The organism is Flavobacterium procerum, from assembly GCF_042431625.1.
Lineage (GTDB): Bacteria > Bacteroidota > Bacteroidia > Flavobacteriales > Flavobacteriaceae > Flavobacterium > Flavobacterium procerum.
On record NZ_JBHLYW010000007.1, the window covers coordinates 79,510 to 95,535 of the forward strand.

Below are 16,026 nucleotides of genomic sequence, written 5' to 3' on the forward strand. Positions count from 1 at the left end.
TATTGTAATTGGTGGCTATTCTGTTTAACCAGGAAATGAAATTTTCCCCATTGTAACCGATGGGATTCCTTTTTGGGAACCGAAATTGTAATTTCCTCCAGAGACAGTTTCATTGGCCAAAACGGCAAATAAAACAGCTTCTTTTGCATCGCCTGAAATTCCGAGAACGTCGCTTTTTTCAAACTTACAAGATAATAATTCCTGTAACCAGTTTACCAACAATGGATTTCGCGCGCCTCCGCCAGACATATACACTGTAAACTCTTCTATTGGCGTTTTAGTATTTTGTACGACAAACAAAACCGCTTCAGCAATTGTTTCGGCGCTTAAGCGTGTTAAAGTCGCCAGCAAATCTGATGCCGAAATATTTTCTAAGTTTAATTTTATCAAGGCATCATTCACAAAATTGAAGTTGAATAATTCTTGTCCGATCGTTTTTGGAAAGCTTTTCGCGAAAAAAGCATCATTTTTTAATTCATTTAAAAGTGACTGATTTACTGTGCCTTTTTGAGCTATTTCTGCGTCTTTGTCGAAACTTTTTTTAGGAAAAAAATGTTTGGTGAAAATATCAATCAGCGTATTGGCAGTTCCGGTATCGGTTACAAAAACTTCTTCGGCATTTTGAGAAGCAGGTAAATACGTAAAATTTGCTATTCCGCCCATGTTTAACATGATTCTGTTTTCGCCTTTTTTGCTGAATAACAAATAATCGCCGTAAACGGCCAAAGGCGCACCTTCGCCACCTGCAGCAACGTGTTTTTGCCTAAAATCGGATAAAGTGATGATTCCTGTTTTTACCGAAATATGATCGCCGTCACCAATTTGTAAAGTCGCATTTGGGAATTTTTCCTGCTGATGCAGAAACTTTGGCGCATGCAAAACCGTTTGTCCGTGAGAAGCGATTAAATCGACTTCGCTTGCGGGAATGTTCCATTTTGAAAGGCAATCATTGATCATTCCGGCATGTAAATTTGCAATCCATTCGTTTAGTAAAACCAAATGTTGAAAATCGATTGTTTTCTGAGCAAATATTTTTCTGATTTCTGTTTTAATTTCGTCGCTGTAATCGATGGTTTCAAATTGTTCGATTTTGACATTGGTATTACCGCCTTCGCCTGAAACTTCACAAAGCGCCAAATCGAGTCCATCAAGCGAAGTTCCGGACATTAAACCTAGTATTTTTCGGGTTTCTTTTTGAGCTATTTTGTAAAGGGCGGTTATGTTTTTCATTTATTTTGATGTTTTTATTTGTATAAACAGGTATAAATACCTAACTTAGTGAGTAGGTGTTTCTCGTATATTTGTGATTGAAAATTTTTATATAAAATTTATTAAATGGAATAAGCCTGTTTGAACTATGTATTAATTTTGAATTTGTAAAAATGTTAACAATTTACAAATTTTGTATACAATCAATTCTTTTTATCAATATATTTATCAAAAATAATCGGCAGAAGTGTGTTTGCTTATTAAAATATGCATTTCATCGGTGTTTTTTTATTTAATTCATTGTTTATAAGTTTGCTTTTGAATTATAAAGTAAATAACTAATTTTGCACCTTGAAAAACGTGATGCTACCGCTAAAAATAACTCCAGACCCGTTATTGAGTTCGACAGTTGAAATCAGATTCAAAAGTAACAAATCTCTAAATGAGATTTTTATTTCTCTATTTTCTGAATTTACAAAAGATTTTCCAAAATTTAAAAATACTGGATTCCCTGAAGGACTAAGGGAAAAGAATGTTGAATTAAAGTATATTCCAGAATATGTTTTTTCAAACAATGATTATTCAATAGCTTTTAATGAAAACTTTATTGCTTTTGAATGTGTTTCAGAATATAAACTTTGGAAAATATATAGTGTTTTTTTAAAAGACACAGTAAATAGAATTAAAAAACTTGGTTTAATTGATGAAATTGAAAGAATTGGCGTTAGATATGGTTCTCTATTTGAGAATATTTCAGATATTGATGAGATTTTAAAGAATAGTCCGAAGTTAACAAGTTCAGATTTTGGTGAAGAATTTTTAGTTTATATGACTAAGATTATTGATGGAAATACTGATATTATTTTAAGAATAAAAAAAGATTTTGAATTAATCGATGATGATATCAATAAAAAAGGACATCTCATTGATATTGATGTATCCACTTGTAAAGATTTTGATAATAAAAAAATATTTGAGTATATCGATCAATTACATGATTCTTTAAAGAAACTTTTTTTTGGATTATTAAAAGAAGATTTTATAAAAAGTTTGAATCCAGAATATTAATTAAATTTTATGATAGCGAACCTTGATTTGCCTACTAAAAATCGTACTTGGTCTTCTCGTGATCATGATATAGATAGGTCAATACTGTCTGAACCTGTTATGGATTTTATAGAACATTATAATGTACCTTCTATTCAAATTGTTCATACAAACAACTCGAAACTAGATAGTTTTGACGGTTCTTTATATTCAATTAACACAGGTGCTATTTATAGTTATCGTACCTCTAAATTTTTAAAAAAAATATTAGAAAGCCATTCCGCTTATTTAGAACTTAGTCAACAACTTGAAAAAATAATTGTCTCAAAACCAAGCTATATTGATAAGAATCTTTTTAAGATAAAGAAAATATTTGCTGAAAAATTAGAGAAGTATCATTGTAAAGATTTTTCTAAAGATGTTATTAGGGAAAGCTTTGAGAGTATATCAATGTATATTTCAACTTTAAAGTTTGTCGATATTCTTATATTTATTAATAATAGTAATAAAATTAAATTTTCAATTTCATTTTCACAAAATAGAGTTTTAGTGATTAATAAATCTTTTGAGCTTATAAATGATTTTAATGATGATAATTTAATTATATTTTCTCTTTTTATAGATGATGAATTAGTGGCTTCGGGCGTAAATGAAATTTCAAAGTTTATAGATGGATTTAAGAAATATTTGGATAGTTAAAAGCTTACATAAATTGATATATCCGAGACAAATATTACCTAAAAAATGCTATAAGCTATCTTTAGACTTTGATTTATTGAAATCTCAACAACAACTTTATTTAATAAGAAGATCAAATTTGCCTTATGAGGATACTTTTGAAAAGTTAGGGGATAAATATGAGATTAATGAAGATGCTTTAATAAATCACCCCAAAGATATTTTAGGATTATCAACTAATATTGCTGGGGGACTATTTAAAAGAAGGCATTTAAAATTTCGTTTGATTATGAATTCAAGTGGAAATGCAAAATGGACAAAAAAGAAAAGAGTATTTTTATATACTCATTTAAAATCAATTTCTATCAAAGATGGTTGTCCTATTTACATGAACGTAAATAAAATTCATAAGTTCCCGCATGATTATAAAAAGCCTCATACAAATGAATTAATAAATTTTCTAAAATCAATTGATACTAACCCGATAATTGAAAAAAATGAAGGTGGAGCAAAAATTCTTACAATGCCAGGAACATGTATAGTTAAGCATGATCCTTTAATTCTTAATTACTGGCATGCTGAATTTCAACTAATTGATGTGACAAATGAAAAAGAAATTACTAAATATGGAAGTAAGTGGTTAGAAACTTATTGCAATGATATAATTAATAATGCCATTTCCAGAAACTGTATGCCTTATCCAGCAAATCTAGATTATAAATTAGATAAGAGTTGTTATACTGATTAATTGCAAATCCGTGCTAACGTTACGTTATTGTGGGGGAAAATCAAATAAATTTAAATTCAATTTAGATTCGATGTAATTATGATTGAAAAAATCTTAGGAAACTACATTAGCTTTATCAGAAGTTTTGAGACTTTATTAAAAGATAAATACAAACAAGACATAAATCCATGTTCATTCTCTAGAACTTTTTTTGAGAGAATAGGATCAATTGATGGAATTGAATACTATTTTCACGGAAGTGGTTGCACCGCCCGAAGAGACGATGTTATTTATGCCTATGATATTTCATTAAACGAGATTCAGTTTTCGCAATGGGAACTTAATGAGCTTATTAGAACTCATCCAGAATACCAGAAACTAAATTATAGTGATGATTACATTGCGTATGAATTGTTCCAGCTTATCAATAAAGATGTTCTAAATTGGTTAATTTTAGAAGGAATAGATGGGAAATCTTTTGGGTGTGTTTTTAAAAGCTATAGAGTTATTCAGGAATCTTTTTTTGATTAGTCGCTAATTCCTTTTGTTTTCTTCAAAACATATTTTTCCTTTTTTCCATCATTATAATAAGCATCCATAAACGGACTCTCCCAAGTGTAATTATTGTTTTGTAAAGTTAAAATACCAAAATCTTTTGTTTTTTCTAAAGTCGGGCTTTCAGTATTTCTCAATGCTTTGCTAAAAGTTAATTTTAAAGTATTATCGTTTTCGACTGCAGAAAGTTTGTAGGAGTGAAACAATTGATATCCTTCGGCTTCATACATAATAGAATCTTTAGTAATGACTAGCGAAATATAATGCGCGTCTCTCCAGTCCTCACTGTCTTCGTTTAGCGCCAATGAATAAGTTCCGTACCATTTTTCTGAAATGGCTATTTTGTTATCAGCTTCTTTACAGCTTAAAAAAAGAACAAAGACAATAAGGATTATATTTTTCATTTTTAAAAGTTACAGTTTTAGCTATTTATTTCTTCTTGAATTTATATTCTTTATTGTCATTTTTTGAATTGAGTTCAACAAATTCGTATTCTTCAAAATCCTCAAAATGATCTTTAAAGAAATCAGAAGCTTTCTCGATTGACCAAGTTTTTGGATAATGAAAACCATCAAATTCGGTATTTTGGAGATGAGTGAAAAAGTCATAATTGAATCCGCTTTCTCCCGTATAGGTTAAAGCAATTTTTCCAGACCATTCGATATCAAATTTGTTTTTGCTGGTTTCTTTAATTTTTATTTTATGATTAGCAGAACGATCGTGTCCTATTAAATAAATTCCGAATGCGATTTTATCATAATCGAAATCAACACCACGCGGTAAAGTGTCGGCTAGTAAATTGTCTTTTATAAAGTCATTAAAAAAAGCTTTTCCCGATGTTTTATTGATTTTAATTCCGTAATCTCCCCAACGTGTTGAAGACAGTGTACATTCACCATAAGCACACCACATTCCTTTTGATTTCCATGTGCTTAGTAATGCATCTTCTTCATTAAATTCTCCATCATAATAAGAATCTGTTTGTAGATGAAAGTCAAACCACATAGATTCGTCTTCATCGATTCTTCCGCTCCATAAAAAATCTTCTAAAGCATGCCCTCTTGGATAAGGATTTCCAATAAAATAGATTCTGTTCGGTTCATTCATGTTTTACAGATTTGGGACTCAAATATAACTAATTTTAAATTCTAAATTTTTGCTTTATACATTTTGCATTCGACGATTGAGATTTAATCTTTACTGGCAAAAGAAATTCAATTTTTAAGCTTATTTAAACGAAATGTATTTCTTTTATATACATTTGCTTGAACCCAAGGATACCTTTTTGAATCATTAAAATTTAAACTAAATTGTTATGGAAGAAGAAAAGAAAGAGATGAATATCATTGTGATGTTTTATCTAGTTGTTTTAATCGGAATTAATTTATTCACAGCTCTTTCATCTTTAGAACTTTGGAAGCACGTTATTAAGTATGAAAATGCTTCTCCTGTTTGCGTTTACGGATTATTATTGACAAAGATTTTAAGCTGCGTTTTTATAGCATTATTTTTTAAATGGAGTATGTGGGGTTTTTATGGATTGTTGGCTATGGCGCTAATTCAATTTGTGTTATTGCTGATACTTAAAGCTTCTATGGTAACAGCATGTCTGCCTTTTGTTTATCTCGGAATTACTTATTTGGTATTGCATATCAGTGAAAACGGCGAAACTGCTTGGGATAATTTAGAATAAAGAATTCTTAGAAAATACTCAGAATCTTAGTATTCTTATTTCAACCCAAACTCATTTTCTTTCAATTTCTTCAAAACTGCAGCGATAATTTTAGATCGGCATTCTGAATTTTCAGTTGTTGATGCGGTTTTAACCCAATAACGAACATTGAGCTGAATAATACCTCCAGCGATAACGTCTGTAATGACAGCTGCGTTATCATGGTCTTTTTGGGTTACATCTTCGCTGCTTCCTAAAACCTCTTTGACCAATTCGATAGCACAGCTATAATCAGAACCGTATTCTAATCCGACGGTAAAAGTTTGGAGAAGAAACCCTTCGCTGTTGTAATTGATAAGTGTGTTTTTTATTAGAAGCGCGTTTGGAATATAAATAATTTTAGAATCGCTTTTTACTTCGGTATCGCGCAGATTCAGGTTGATGACTTCGCCTTTTACGCCGTTGCTTTCTATAATATCGCCAATAGAAAACGGTCTTTTGAAAGCAAGAAGGATTCCGGCAAGGAAATTTTCGCCAATATCTTTAAGCGCAAAACCGATAACAAAAGCTGAGATTCCTGCGCCAGCAAGCATACTTTGAGCAACGCCTTCTAAACCAATAATTCGGAACATAAATAAGATTCCGATAATAATCAAAACCGATTTAATTAAACGCGCAATAAAAATGGCAAGAAGGCGGTCATGCATTTTTGCTTTAAGTCGGTTTCCAGCAAAAATACCTACACGGCTTGCGATAAACCACGAGATAAGAATAACCAAAATAGCAAGAATAAATTTTGGTGTGAGATCGACAATGCTATTGTAATAGCTTTCTAGGTGATTAATGACATCCTGAAAGAAATTTTCCATACTACTAGGCGTAAAAAAGTAAAATTTTAAAATTACCTTTTTAGTACGCGGAATGTTTTACAGGATTCTATCAGAATTTTATAAAATATGATGAAAAAGTAAAATGTTTATTTATCTCTCTCCCTTAGTTTAGTTGTAGGGATTTCAAAATATTTATATAGTAAAATTGATAAGACAACCGTGAAGAACCAGTACAATATGTATTTGGTGACTAATGTAACATAAGAGTTGAGAAAATCTATTTGTAAATGTAAAATGATCCAATTTTTAACTAAAGTCAGATTTATGAGATACATCGAATATGAAATTAGAGAAAAATAAGTTACAACTTTATTAATCTTGCCTTTGCCGGTTTTTATTTCACTTAAAAAAGGTAAAAGAAATAATGTTCCAATAGAATTTAAAGAAAAGGAGAATACACATGCATATAAAGAATTTAAGTCTGCCTTAATAAAAAACTTAGTAGATAGTAATAGAATTAATCCTATTGCAAACAATGTTTTTTTGTTTTTTTTCCATGTATTGTTGTAGTAATAAGCAATATAAGCAGCTAATACTCCATACATAATACTATCAATTCTTGTAAAAACTTGTTTTCTGAAATTTATGTCCAAATCTCTGCTGTTTTCTAAAATTATTTGCAAACTTTTTGCATATCTAAAAAAAGTCGCAAATAAGATGATTAAAACGGCTGTAACTAAAATGGCTCTTTTTGTACTTAATTTGAATAATTTATCAATTAGTAATAAAAGTATTGGAACGATTAAGTAGAACCATTCTTCAATGCTTAAACTCCAAGCTTCAGGAAACCAATTAGGGTGAGGGTAAAACAAGTTTTGACTAAAAATGTAATATTCTAACGAATCTAATACTTGAAAATCCTTGGTAAAAGAGTAACTTAGAATAATTAGTAAGGATAAGACCAAAAAATAATTAGGAAGCGTTCTGTACCATCTTCTTTTCCAGAAATTAACAAGCAGTTCCTTAGAAAATGGCTTATTCTCAAGCTCTTTAATCAGAATGCCACCAATTAGATATCCGCTTAAAACAAAAAAGATACTGACACCGTCAAGTACAAAGTAATCAAGATATCTTGCTGTTGAACCAGAAAAGAATAGATTTCCGTGTCCAAAAACAACAAATAGTATAGCCGTGCATCTAAGGATATCAAGACCAAAAATTCTGTTAGTACCAATGTCAATTTTTAAAAAGCTAATCATTTTATTTAGTTGAGGCAGCCAAAAGTAATAATTTTCCAGAAATTTCCCTTTAAATGTTTTTGAATCTGGATAAAGCTGGATGTTCCGATTTTAAAAGTAAATTGGCATAATGTTATTTCATCATGTTTATTATTTTAACGATTATAAGATGTTTTCAATGTATAATTTATACATTGAAAAGACAGCTCCTAATTTTCTTAATTTAGAATAAAAACAAAGGAAATAAGAGTATTTTTGCATTAAAAATAAACATTAGTTTTAGGTTATAAATTCATCAGAATGTCAATAATTAAGGAGTTACAACAATTATCTGCATCATTAGAAGGTACGCTTTTATTCGATGATCTTCATAAAACGCTGTATGCTACAGATGCGTCGGTTTACCGAATAAAACCCAATGCTGTTGCATTGCCTAAAACAACTGAAGATATTACCAAACTCATAAAGTTTGCAGCGGAACATAATATGCCGATTACGCCAAGAACAGCGGGAACTTCGCTGGCAGGACAAGCAGTAGGAGACGGATTGGTGATTGATGTGTCAAAGCATTTTACTAAAATAATAGGCTACGATGCCGAAAAGAAAACCGTAACCGTTCAGCCAGGCGTAATTCGCGATGAACTGAATTTATTCTTAAAACCTCACGGCGTATTTTTTGCCCCAATTACTTCTACTTCAAACCGCGCGATGATTGGCGGAATGGTGGGCAATAACTCTTCTGGAACCACTTCGATTCGATATGGTGTTACGCGAGATAAAATTGCTGAGGTAAAAGCACTTTTAAGCGACGGTTCTGAAGTGGTTTTTAAAGACTTGACTTCGGCTGAATTTATCGAAAAAACAAAAGGTGATACTTTAGAAAATAAAATATACAAGACTATTTACGACGAACTTTCTGTAAAAGAAAATCAGGAAGAAATTATAAGAGAATTTCCAAAACCAGAAATTCACAGAAGAAATACGGGATATGCTGTTGATATTCTGCTAAAATCTGAATTATTTGGAGGAACAGAACCAACTATAAACTTAGGAAAACTGCTTTGTGGAAGCGAAGGAACGCTTGCTTTTACAACCGAAGTTACTTTAAAAGTGGATGATTTGCCACCGCCTCACAGTATTATGGTTGTGGGGCATTACAATACCATTCAGGAATCTTTGGAATCGGTTGTCGTGGCGATGAAACATCATTTGTACACCTGCGAAATGATTGATGATACGATTTTGGATTGTACCAAAACGAATCGTGAACACATTAAAAACCGTTTCTTTTTGGTTGGAGAACCCAAAGCGATTATGTTGTTTGAAGTCGCATCACATACTTTAGAAGACGCAGAAAGACAGGCCGATGCTTTGATTGCCGATTTAGAAAAAAATAATTTTGGTTACGCCCGAGTAAAAATCTACGGAAATGATATTGACAAAGCCAACGAACTGAGAAAAGCCGGTCTTGGACTTTTAGGAAGTATCGTAGGCGACGACAAAGCAGCCGATTCTATTGAAGATACAGCAGTAGAATTGAGTGATTTACCAGCTTATATTGCAGAGTTTTCGGCAATGATGTTACGTCACGGACAAGAAGCAATTTATTATGCGCACGCCGGCGCGGGTGAATTACACCTACGTCCGGTTTTGAATTTGAAGAAAACATCAGACTTAAAATTATTCAGAACTATTGCGACCGAAGTTGCGCATTTGGTCAAAAAATACAAAGGTTCGCTGAGCGGTGAACACGGCGACGGAATTGTGCGCGGCGAGTTTATTCCATTTATGATTGGGGAGAAAAATTATGAGCTGCTGAAAAGAATTAAACTGGCATTTGATCCCAATTCGGTTTTGAATATTGGAAAGATTGTCAATGCCTTGAAAATGGACGAAAATCATCGCGTGATTTCGGGAAGAGTAGAACCGGATATTAAAACATTTCAGGATTTCTCTGATAGCTTAGGGATTTTACGTGCAGCCGAAAAATGTAATGGTTCTGGCGACTGCCGAAAATTACCGTCAGGCGGAGGAGCAATGTGTCCGAGTTATCGTGCGACGCGAAATGAAAAAGAAACGACTCGCGCTAGAGCAAACGCTTTACGCGAATATTTGACTTATTCTGAAAAAGAAAACAAATTTGACCAAAAAGAATTATACGAAGTTTTTGAGTTATGCGTAAGTTGTAAAGCCTGTGCGAGCGAATGTCCGAGTAACGTAGACGTTGCAACTCTAAAAGCGGAATTTTTATACCAATACCAAAAAGCAAACGGATTTTCGACTCGAAATAAAATCTTTGCCAACAATGCCAAACTGAACAAAATGGGAAGTAAATTTCCGTCGATTACCAATTTTATTTCGAATCAGTCTTTGGTTAAAAAAACAATGGGAATTGCAGCAGAAAGACAAGTTCCATTATTGGCGAAAAAGACTTTTAGAAAATGGTTTTCCAATAATAAACCGATAACGACAGATTTTCCTAATGGAAGATTGTATTTGTTTGTAGACGAATTCACGAATTATTATGATGTCAATATCGGAATCGATGCTTTCGAATTATTGACGAAATTAGGCTATCAGGTTTTGGTTATCGATCATGAAGAAAGCGGCAGAACGTATCTTTCGAAAGGATTTTTGGAAGAAGCCAAAAAAATAGCCAATCATAATGTGGATGTTTTTAAAGATTTAGTTTTGTCAAATGCACCTTTAGTCGGAATTGAACCTTCGGCGATTTTGACTTTTAGAGATGAATATCTTCGTTTAGCAGATGATAAAGAAGCAGCAGAAAAGTTATCTCAAAATGCTTTTACAATCGAAGAATTTTTCAAAAAAGAAATCATAGATGGCAAAATTACGCCTGATTTATTCTCAGAAGAAACCAGAGAAATTAAAATTCATGGACATTGCCATCAGAAATCATTGAGTTCTGTTGAAGCGACTTTCGCTATGCTGAATTTACCTAAAAACAATACCGTTACAATTTACAATTCAGGTTGCTGCGGAATGGCAGGATCTTTTGGTTATGAAAAAGAACATTATCAAGTAAGTATGCAAATGGGAGAAGATACTCTATTCCCAAAAGTTAGAAACACTGCCGAAAATGTAAAAATAGCTGCGGCGGGAACAAGTTGTCGTCATCAAATTTATGATGGAACAAAACGTGAAGCACAACATCCAGTAAGTATTTTGAGAAGCTGTTTGTTGTAATTCCATTCAAAATATATTTCGAATCATTTAATTAAAATTAAAAATGAAGTTTTATTTCTATGTAATGCTGTTTGTTGCTTTTTCTGTTAAGTCACAAAATAAACTAGATTGCTCTAAATGTTCCTCTGAAATTATTGATGAAAGCAAATTAGAAAATGAAGATATTCGGTCTTTAAAATTATTGAAAAATGAGATTTATGCCAGAAAAGGATATGTTTTTTCAAGTCCAGAATATTCAGGTTTTTTTAAAAAGTATAGTTGGTATAAGCCTGTAAACGATAATAAAAGTATTGTTTTTTCTGATACGGAAATTAGAAATATCGCTATTCTTACTCAGAAAATAAGTGAAATATCAGAATATCTAAGCAACGAAAAGAATAGCAAGTATAAAACTTTATCTGAGGAAAAAATCAATCAAATTTTTACAAAAGAGAGAAGGAAAGAGCTTGGAATTAATTTTGTCATTTGGAAAGTTTATGATTACAAAGACAAAACAGGCAGTTATTATTTAGTTTTGACAGAAGATAAATACAAGGAAAACGTTAAAGGCAATAATTTTAATAATGCAGTAAAGGCATTCAATTTTAAGATTGAAAACAATCGTTGGACCAAAACTTTTGAAACCAACGATTTTAAGGAAAGTCATGAAGACAGTATCTGGTTTTGGTCAAGATACATTTATGTGGAAGATTTTGATCAAGACGGAATTATTGATCCAATTGTAATTTATGGCACCAGCGGACCTAATTTATATGATGATGGAAGAATTAAAATTCTGTTATACTATAAAGGTAAAAAAATAGGAATTAGAATTCAGAATGGAGTTCTTGATGATGAAAGAAATTTTACAGTAGATGCTAGTTTTTATGCGTTGCCAAAGAAAATCCAAGATAAAATTATAGAGCAAATGAATTTGATGGTCGAAAATAATCATTCGATTTTACCTCACGGATGGCAAAAAAAGATGGCAAAAAAAATGACTTTTATTCAAGAATAATTTCATAAAAAAAACTGCTCAATCTGCTCAATATGAGGGAGAAAAATATAGTCACAGATTAGAGAATTACAAAGATTTTTTCATTTAGTGTTTGAAAAAATCTTTGTAATTCTCTAATCTATTTTGAAGAATAAAATTCGAGCAATTCGTGGCAAATAAAAAAACTATTTCAGACTTACTTTCTTCCCAGTTTCTGCAGCTTTATAGATTGCATTGATAATTCTAACATCTTTAATGCCTTCTTCTCCTGTAATATGATTTGGAAGTTTTTGGTTTGCTAGAATCACTTTGCAAATTTCATCCATTTGCGTTTGCTGTTGGTTTATTACTGGGAAATTAAATGGTTTTCCATCCGACCTTTTCCCTACAAAAGGACCATAGCTTACAGCTGGGCTCATTTCAAAGAAGCCTTCATCAGCAGCAGCGTAAAATCGGTCAATACCAAAACCATACGAACTACTGCAATTCGCAACGGCACCGCTTGGGAATTCCATTTGCCATGTAATATTTTCTTCAACCTCAGAAAATCTGTTTTTGTTGTTTACATTTCCAAATTGTGCAGTAACCGCAATTGGTTCTTCGCCTAAAACGTAACGCGAAATCTGAATGCAATACACTCCCAAATTGATTAACGGACCGCCGCCTGCCCATTTTTTTGTCAGTCTCCACTCATTGCGGACGTTTAAATCTACAGGTTTGTTAATGTCGCGAATATCGTATGTACTATAACCTAGACCAGTTTCGATGTAACGTACTTGTCCTAAAACTTTTTCTTGGCCCAATCGTTTTACTTCTAAATGATTGGGCTCATAATGCAAACGATATCCCATGGCTAATTGCACATTATTTTCATTGCAGACCTTAATCATTTCTTCGCAATCTTCAACCGTAATTGCCATCGGTTTTTCGACAATAACATGTTTTCCTGCCTTTGCGGCACGAACAGTAAACTCTTTATGAAGTGCATTTGGAGTTACAACATAGACTAAGTCAATATCTTTGTTTTTTGCTATTGCATCAAAATTTTCATAATTGTAAATATTTTTTTCGGGAATGTTGTATTTTTTCTTCCATGTTGTGGCTTTTGATGGCGTTCCGGTTACGATTCCTGTAAGCTGACAATATTCAGAAACCTGAAGTCCTTCTGCTAGAAGTGAAGCATAGTTTCCTAAACCACATAAAGCAATATTTAATTTTTTTCCCGTGTAAGGTTTGTGTGTTTTTTCTGTTTCGGTTAAAAAAGAAGGAAGCGTCGTCATAACAACCGAAGCGCCAACACCAAGCCCAAATTTATTTACAAAAGAACGTCTTGTGATTTTTTCCATAAAATGATTCTTTAAAATAAAATACTTCTTAATTAGTAAGCTCATTTTGAGAAATGTTACATTTGTGATTGAAGAAAAGGGTTTCACGCAGATTACGCAGATTTTAGCAGATTTAATTTTAAAAAAATGAATCTAATCTGCTGATATCTGCTTAAATCATTTTTTAATCTGCGTGAAATAAAAAAGTAAGTTGCTCACCTATAGCTATCGAGAGAGTAGAGAAATTTGCGCCTTTGAGTCTTAGTGGCAGAAAAATAATTCGTGGCAGAAAAAAAACACTACTTAAAACAAAATCGTTTTATATATTTGATTTAACGATTAAATTTGCATTATTTGCAAAATAAAACCAGAACGACTGAATTAAATTAATTTATAACAGTAAAATATATATGGCATTTTCAAGTTTATTCCGAAAAAAAACAGTGCAAGATATTCTTAAACAGGTTGCACAGAACGAAACAGACGGTCATAATGCTTTAGGGAAACATTTAACAACTAGAGATTTAACGGCTTTCGGAATTGCGGCAATCGTAGGTGCAGGTATTTTCAGTACCATCGGAAAAGCCAGTGCAGACGGAGGACCGGCAGTAATATTTTTGTTCCTTTTTACTGCTTTGGCTTGTAGTTTTGCTGCTTTTGCTTACGCTGAATTTGCTTCGATGGTTCCGGTTTCAGGAAGCGCTTATACGTATTCGTATGTTGCTTTTGGTGAATTAATTGCCTGGATTATCGGATGGGCTTTAATCATGGAATATGCCGTCGGAAATATAACAGTCGCCATATCGTGGAGCGATTACTTTACCGGACTTCTTAAAAGTGGCGGAATCAATCTCCCACAATGGATTCAGATGGATTACCTAACGGCTTCAAACGGATTTAAAGACGCTGAAGCTTTAATGCGAGGAGGGAAATCATTCGGAAATTTAAGTACGGCTTTACAAGATGCACACACTGCATGGACAACTGCGCCAACATTTGGTTCTTTTCATTTTGTAACCGATTTACCAGCCTTATTTATCATTATTTTGATTACAGCTTTGGTTTACAGAGGAATGAAAGAATCTCGTAATGCAAGCAACTTAATGGTAGTTGTAAAACTTTGTGTGGTTCTTTTGGTAATTGCAGTTGGGATTTTTTATGTAGATACTGCCAATTGGGATCCGTTTGCGCCAAATGGCGTTAGTGGAGTTTTAAAAGGAGTTTCAGCCGTTTTCTTTGCCTATATTGGTTTTGATGCGATTTCGACAACAGCCGAAGAATGTAAAAATCCGCAACGCGATTTACCACGAGGCATGATGTGGGCAATTATTATTTGTACTATTTTATACATCGCTATCGCTTTAGTTTTAACTGGAATGGTAAAATACCACGAATTGAATGTTGGAGATCCTCTTGCATTTGTTTTCGATAAATTAGATTTAAAATGGATGTCGGGAATTATCGCTGTAAGTGCAGTTGTGGCAATGGCGAGCGTTTTATTGGTTTTCCAAATGGGACAGCCTCGTATCTGGATGAGTATGAGTCGTGACGGATTACTGCCAAAGAAATTCTCTACCGTTCACCCAAAATTCAAAACACCATCTTTTGCGACTGTTGTAACAGGATTTGTAGTAGCAGTTCCAGCATTATTCTTAAACTTGACGATGGTAACCGATTTATGCAGTATCGGAACTTTATTTGCCTTTGTATTGGTTTGTGCAGGAGTTTTGGTTTTACAAAACAAACCAGAAATTCCAAGAGGAAAATTCAAGACACCTTATGTCAATTCAAAATTTATTCTACCCGTTTTGCTTATTGTGGGATTGTATTATGCTTTTGCTTTCAACAACAAAGCGACAATGGCATTCATCAATAACGAAGCGCAAACTTTTGATGCTACGTCTATTGTAACTTCTTTAGACAAAGAAGATTCTGAAAAAGTTTTCAATTATTTAGAAAGCATCGAAGTAAATAATAAAACTGCCGAAACATCTGATTTAGAGCATTTATTAGGGCAATATCAAGATGACGAAGCTAAATATGCCGAAGTTGTAAAAGGATTGCCAATCAATGATTCATTAAAATACGAATCAGGTTTCCAGTTGTTCAAACACAAAATTCCGATGTGGATTTTTCTATTTGTTTTAGTTGGATTAACTATTTGGGCATTTAGAAAAAATCTTTCTTTAATTCCGCTTTTAGGATTAATTTGCTGTCTGTATATGATGGCCGAATTAAGTGTGTGGAACTGGGTTTATTTTACTATTTGGCTACTAATCGGACTTCTGATTTATTTTGGCTACAGCCGAAAAAATAGTAAACTGAACTTTGTAGAAAAGTAATAGGTTAAGAGCTATAAGTTAAACGAAAGCCGTTTTGAGGATTCTCAGAACGGTTTTTTTATTGATAAAAATGGTTTTCACTCAATTATAAATTGATTTATGCTTATACGGATGATGATTGAAAATTAAAAAATATAATTGATCTGCTCTAATTTGCTTAAATCTGCGCGAAATAAAAAATTTTCACTTAACTTATTTAAAGCCAATATGTTTTAGAATA

At 32.5% G+C, this 16,026-nt stretch carries 14 protein-coding genes; 8 read left to right on the forward strand and 6 right to left on the reverse strand.

Annotation, left to right across the window (positions count from 1 at the left end; all coding sequences use genetic code 11):
- Window positions 1–24 precede the first annotated feature (24 nt).
- On the reverse strand, window positions 25–1,230 hold the full coding sequence (locus tag ACFFLS_RS05845; RefSeq protein WP_379685607.1) for an anhydro-N-acetylmuramic acid kinase: 1,206 nt from the start codon (window positions 1,228–1,230) through the stop codon (window positions 25–27).
- A gap of 342 nt (window positions 1,231–1,572) precedes the next feature.
- Here ACFFLS_RS05845 and ACFFLS_RS05850 point away from each other — a divergent pair, with 342 nt between their 5' ends.
- The 4 genes from ACFFLS_RS05850 to ACFFLS_RS05865 all read left to right on the forward strand — a co-directional run bounded on the left by ACFFLS_RS05850 (window position 1,573) and on the right by ACFFLS_RS05865 (window position 4,192).
- Window positions 1,573–2,277 (forward strand): TIGR04255 family protein, encoded by a 705-nt coding sequence (locus ACFFLS_RS05850; protein ID WP_379686375.1) that lies wholly within the window; start codon window positions 1,573–1,575, stop codon window positions 2,275–2,277.
- 9 nt (window positions 2,278–2,286) lie between these two features.
- Window positions 2,287–2,955, forward strand: coding sequence for a hypothetical protein (locus tag ACFFLS_RS05855; RefSeq protein WP_379685608.1), 669 nt, complete (start codon window positions 2,287–2,289; stop codon window positions 2,953–2,955).
- Complete coding sequence (locus tag ACFFLS_RS05860) at window positions 2,927–3,682, forward strand: hypothetical protein (protein ID WP_379685609.1); 756 nt, start codon at window positions 2,927–2,929, stop codon at window positions 3,680–3,682. Before ACFFLS_RS05855 ends, ACFFLS_RS05860 begins: the two co-directional genes overlap by 29 nt.
- Before the next feature lie 78 nt (window positions 3,683–3,760).
- Window positions 3,761–4,192: a DUF6896 domain-containing protein gene (locus tag ACFFLS_RS05865; protein WP_379685610.1), complete on the forward strand. Its 432-nt coding sequence runs from the start codon at window positions 3,761–3,763 to the stop codon at window positions 4,190–4,192.
- Here the strand turns inward: ACFFLS_RS05865 and ACFFLS_RS05870 are convergent.
- Together ACFFLS_RS05870 and ACFFLS_RS05875 are read right to left on the reverse strand one after the other, a co-directional pair.
- Window positions 4,189–4,620, reverse strand: coding sequence for a hypothetical protein (locus ACFFLS_RS05870; RefSeq protein WP_379685611.1), 432 nt, complete (start codon window positions 4,618–4,620; stop codon window positions 4,189–4,191). The genes ACFFLS_RS05865 and ACFFLS_RS05870 overlap by 4 nt on opposite strands.
- 25 nt (window positions 4,621–4,645) lie before the next feature.
- Window positions 4,646–5,323, reverse strand: a complete 678-nt coding sequence (locus ACFFLS_RS05875; RefSeq protein WP_379685612.1) for a hypothetical protein — start codon at window positions 5,321–5,323, stop codon at window positions 4,646–4,648.
- A 208-nt stretch (window positions 5,324–5,531) separates the two neighbouring features.
- On the opposite strand from ACFFLS_RS05875, the gene ACFFLS_RS05880 reads away from it, so the two are divergent.
- Entirely contained in the window at window positions 5,532–5,909 is a 378-nt protein-coding gene (locus tag ACFFLS_RS05880; protein ID WP_379685613.1) for a hypothetical protein, read from the forward strand.
- A 35-nt stretch (window positions 5,910–5,944) separates the two neighbouring features.
- Here the strand turns inward: ACFFLS_RS05880 and ACFFLS_RS05885 are convergent, their stop codons facing one another.
- Together ACFFLS_RS05885 and ACFFLS_RS05890 are read right to left on the reverse strand one after the other, a co-directional pair.
- Complete coding sequence (locus ACFFLS_RS05885) at window positions 5,945–6,757, reverse strand: mechanosensitive ion channel family protein (RefSeq protein ID WP_379685614.1); 813 nt, start codon at window positions 6,755–6,757, stop codon at window positions 5,945–5,947.
- 107 nt (window positions 6,758–6,864) lie between these two features.
- On the reverse strand, window positions 6,865–7,977 hold the full coding sequence (locus ACFFLS_RS05890; RefSeq protein WP_379685615.1) for an acyltransferase family protein: 1,113 nt from the start codon (window positions 7,975–7,977) through the stop codon (window positions 6,865–6,867).
- Between the two features lie 279 nt (window positions 7,978–8,256).
- On the opposite strand from ACFFLS_RS05890, the gene ACFFLS_RS05895 reads away from it, so the two are divergent.
- Together ACFFLS_RS05895 and ACFFLS_RS05900 are read left to right on the forward strand one after the other, a co-directional pair.
- Window positions 8,257–11,163: an FAD-binding and (Fe-S)-binding domain-containing protein gene (locus ACFFLS_RS05895; protein WP_379689239.1), complete on the forward strand. Its 2,907-nt coding sequence runs from the start codon at window positions 8,257–8,259 to the stop codon at window positions 11,161–11,163.
- A 43-nt stretch (window positions 11,164–11,206) separates the two neighbouring features.
- Complete coding sequence (locus ACFFLS_RS05900; RefSeq protein WP_379685616.1) at window positions 11,207–12,160, forward strand: YARHG domain-containing protein; 954 nt, start codon at window positions 11,207–11,209, stop codon at window positions 12,158–12,160.
- A gap of 164 nt (window positions 12,161–12,324) precedes the next feature.
- Here ACFFLS_RS05900 and ACFFLS_RS05905 read toward each other — a convergent pair whose 3' ends face one another.
- Window positions 12,325–13,485 (reverse strand): Gfo/Idh/MocA family protein, encoded by a 1,161-nt coding sequence (locus ACFFLS_RS05905; protein WP_379689242.1) that lies wholly within the window; start codon window positions 13,483–13,485, stop codon window positions 12,325–12,327.
- 389 nt (window positions 13,486–13,874) lie between these two features.
- Between ACFFLS_RS05905 and ACFFLS_RS05910 the strand changes: the two genes are divergently transcribed.
- A complete protein-coding gene (locus tag ACFFLS_RS05910) occupies window positions 13,875–15,806 on the forward strand; it encodes an amino acid permease (protein WP_379685619.1) in 1,932 nt (643 codons plus the stop codon).
- Window positions 15,807–16,026: the final 220 nt, after the last annotated feature.

Bases quoted from the DNA above. Each gene is read 5' to 3' on its own strand.
- ACFFLS_RS05855 (WP_379685608.1), top strand. From the start codon at position 2,287: ATGATAGCGAACCTTGATTTGCCTACTAAAAATCGTACTTGGTCTTCT.
- ACFFLS_RS05895 (WP_379689239.1), top strand. From the start codon at position 8,257: ATGTCAATAATTAAGGAGTTACAACAATTATCTGCATCATTAGAAGGT.
- ACFFLS_RS05905 (WP_379689242.1), bottom strand. From the start codon at position 13,485: ATGGAAAAAATCACAAGACGTTCTTTTGTAAATAAATTTGGGCTTGGT.
- ACFFLS_RS05910 (WP_379685619.1), top strand. From the start codon at position 13,875: ATGGCATTTTCAAGTTTATTCCGAAAAAAAACAGTGCAAGATATTCTT.
- ACFFLS_RS05885 (WP_379685614.1), bottom strand. From the start codon at position 6,757: ATGGAAAATTTCTTTCAGGATGTCATTAATCACCTAGAAAGCTATTAC.
- ACFFLS_RS05890 (WP_379685615.1), bottom strand. From the start codon at position 7,977: ATGATTAGCTTTTTAAAAATTGACATTGGTACTAACAGAATTTTTGGT.
- ACFFLS_RS05865 (WP_379685610.1), top strand. From the start codon at position 3,761: ATGATTGAAAAAATCTTAGGAAACTACATTAGCTTTATCAGAAGTTTT.
- ACFFLS_RS05870 (WP_379685611.1), bottom strand. From the start codon at position 4,620: ATGAAAAATATAATCCTTATTGTCTTTGTTCTTTTTTTAAGCTGTAAA.
- ACFFLS_RS05850 (WP_379686375.1), top strand. From the start codon at position 1,573: ATGCTACCGCTAAAAATAACTCCAGACCCGTTATTGAGTTCGACAGTT.
- ACFFLS_RS05860 (WP_379685609.1), top strand. From the start codon at position 2,927: ATGGATTTAAGAAATATTTGGATAGTTAAAAGCTTACATAAATTGATA.
- ACFFLS_RS05845 (WP_379685607.1), bottom strand. From the start codon at position 1,230: ATGAAAAACATAACCGCCCTTTACAAAATAGCTCAAAAAGAAACCCGA.
- ACFFLS_RS05875 (WP_379685612.1), bottom strand. From the start codon at position 5,323: ATGAATGAACCGAACAGAATCTATTTTATTGGAAATCCTTATCCAAGA.
- ACFFLS_RS05880 (WP_379685613.1), top strand. From the start codon at position 5,532: ATGGAAGAAGAAAAGAAAGAGATGAATATCATTGTGATGTTTTATCTA.
- ACFFLS_RS05900 (WP_379685616.1), top strand. From the start codon at position 11,207: ATGAAGTTTTATTTCTATGTAATGCTGTTTGTTGCTTTTTCTGTTAAG.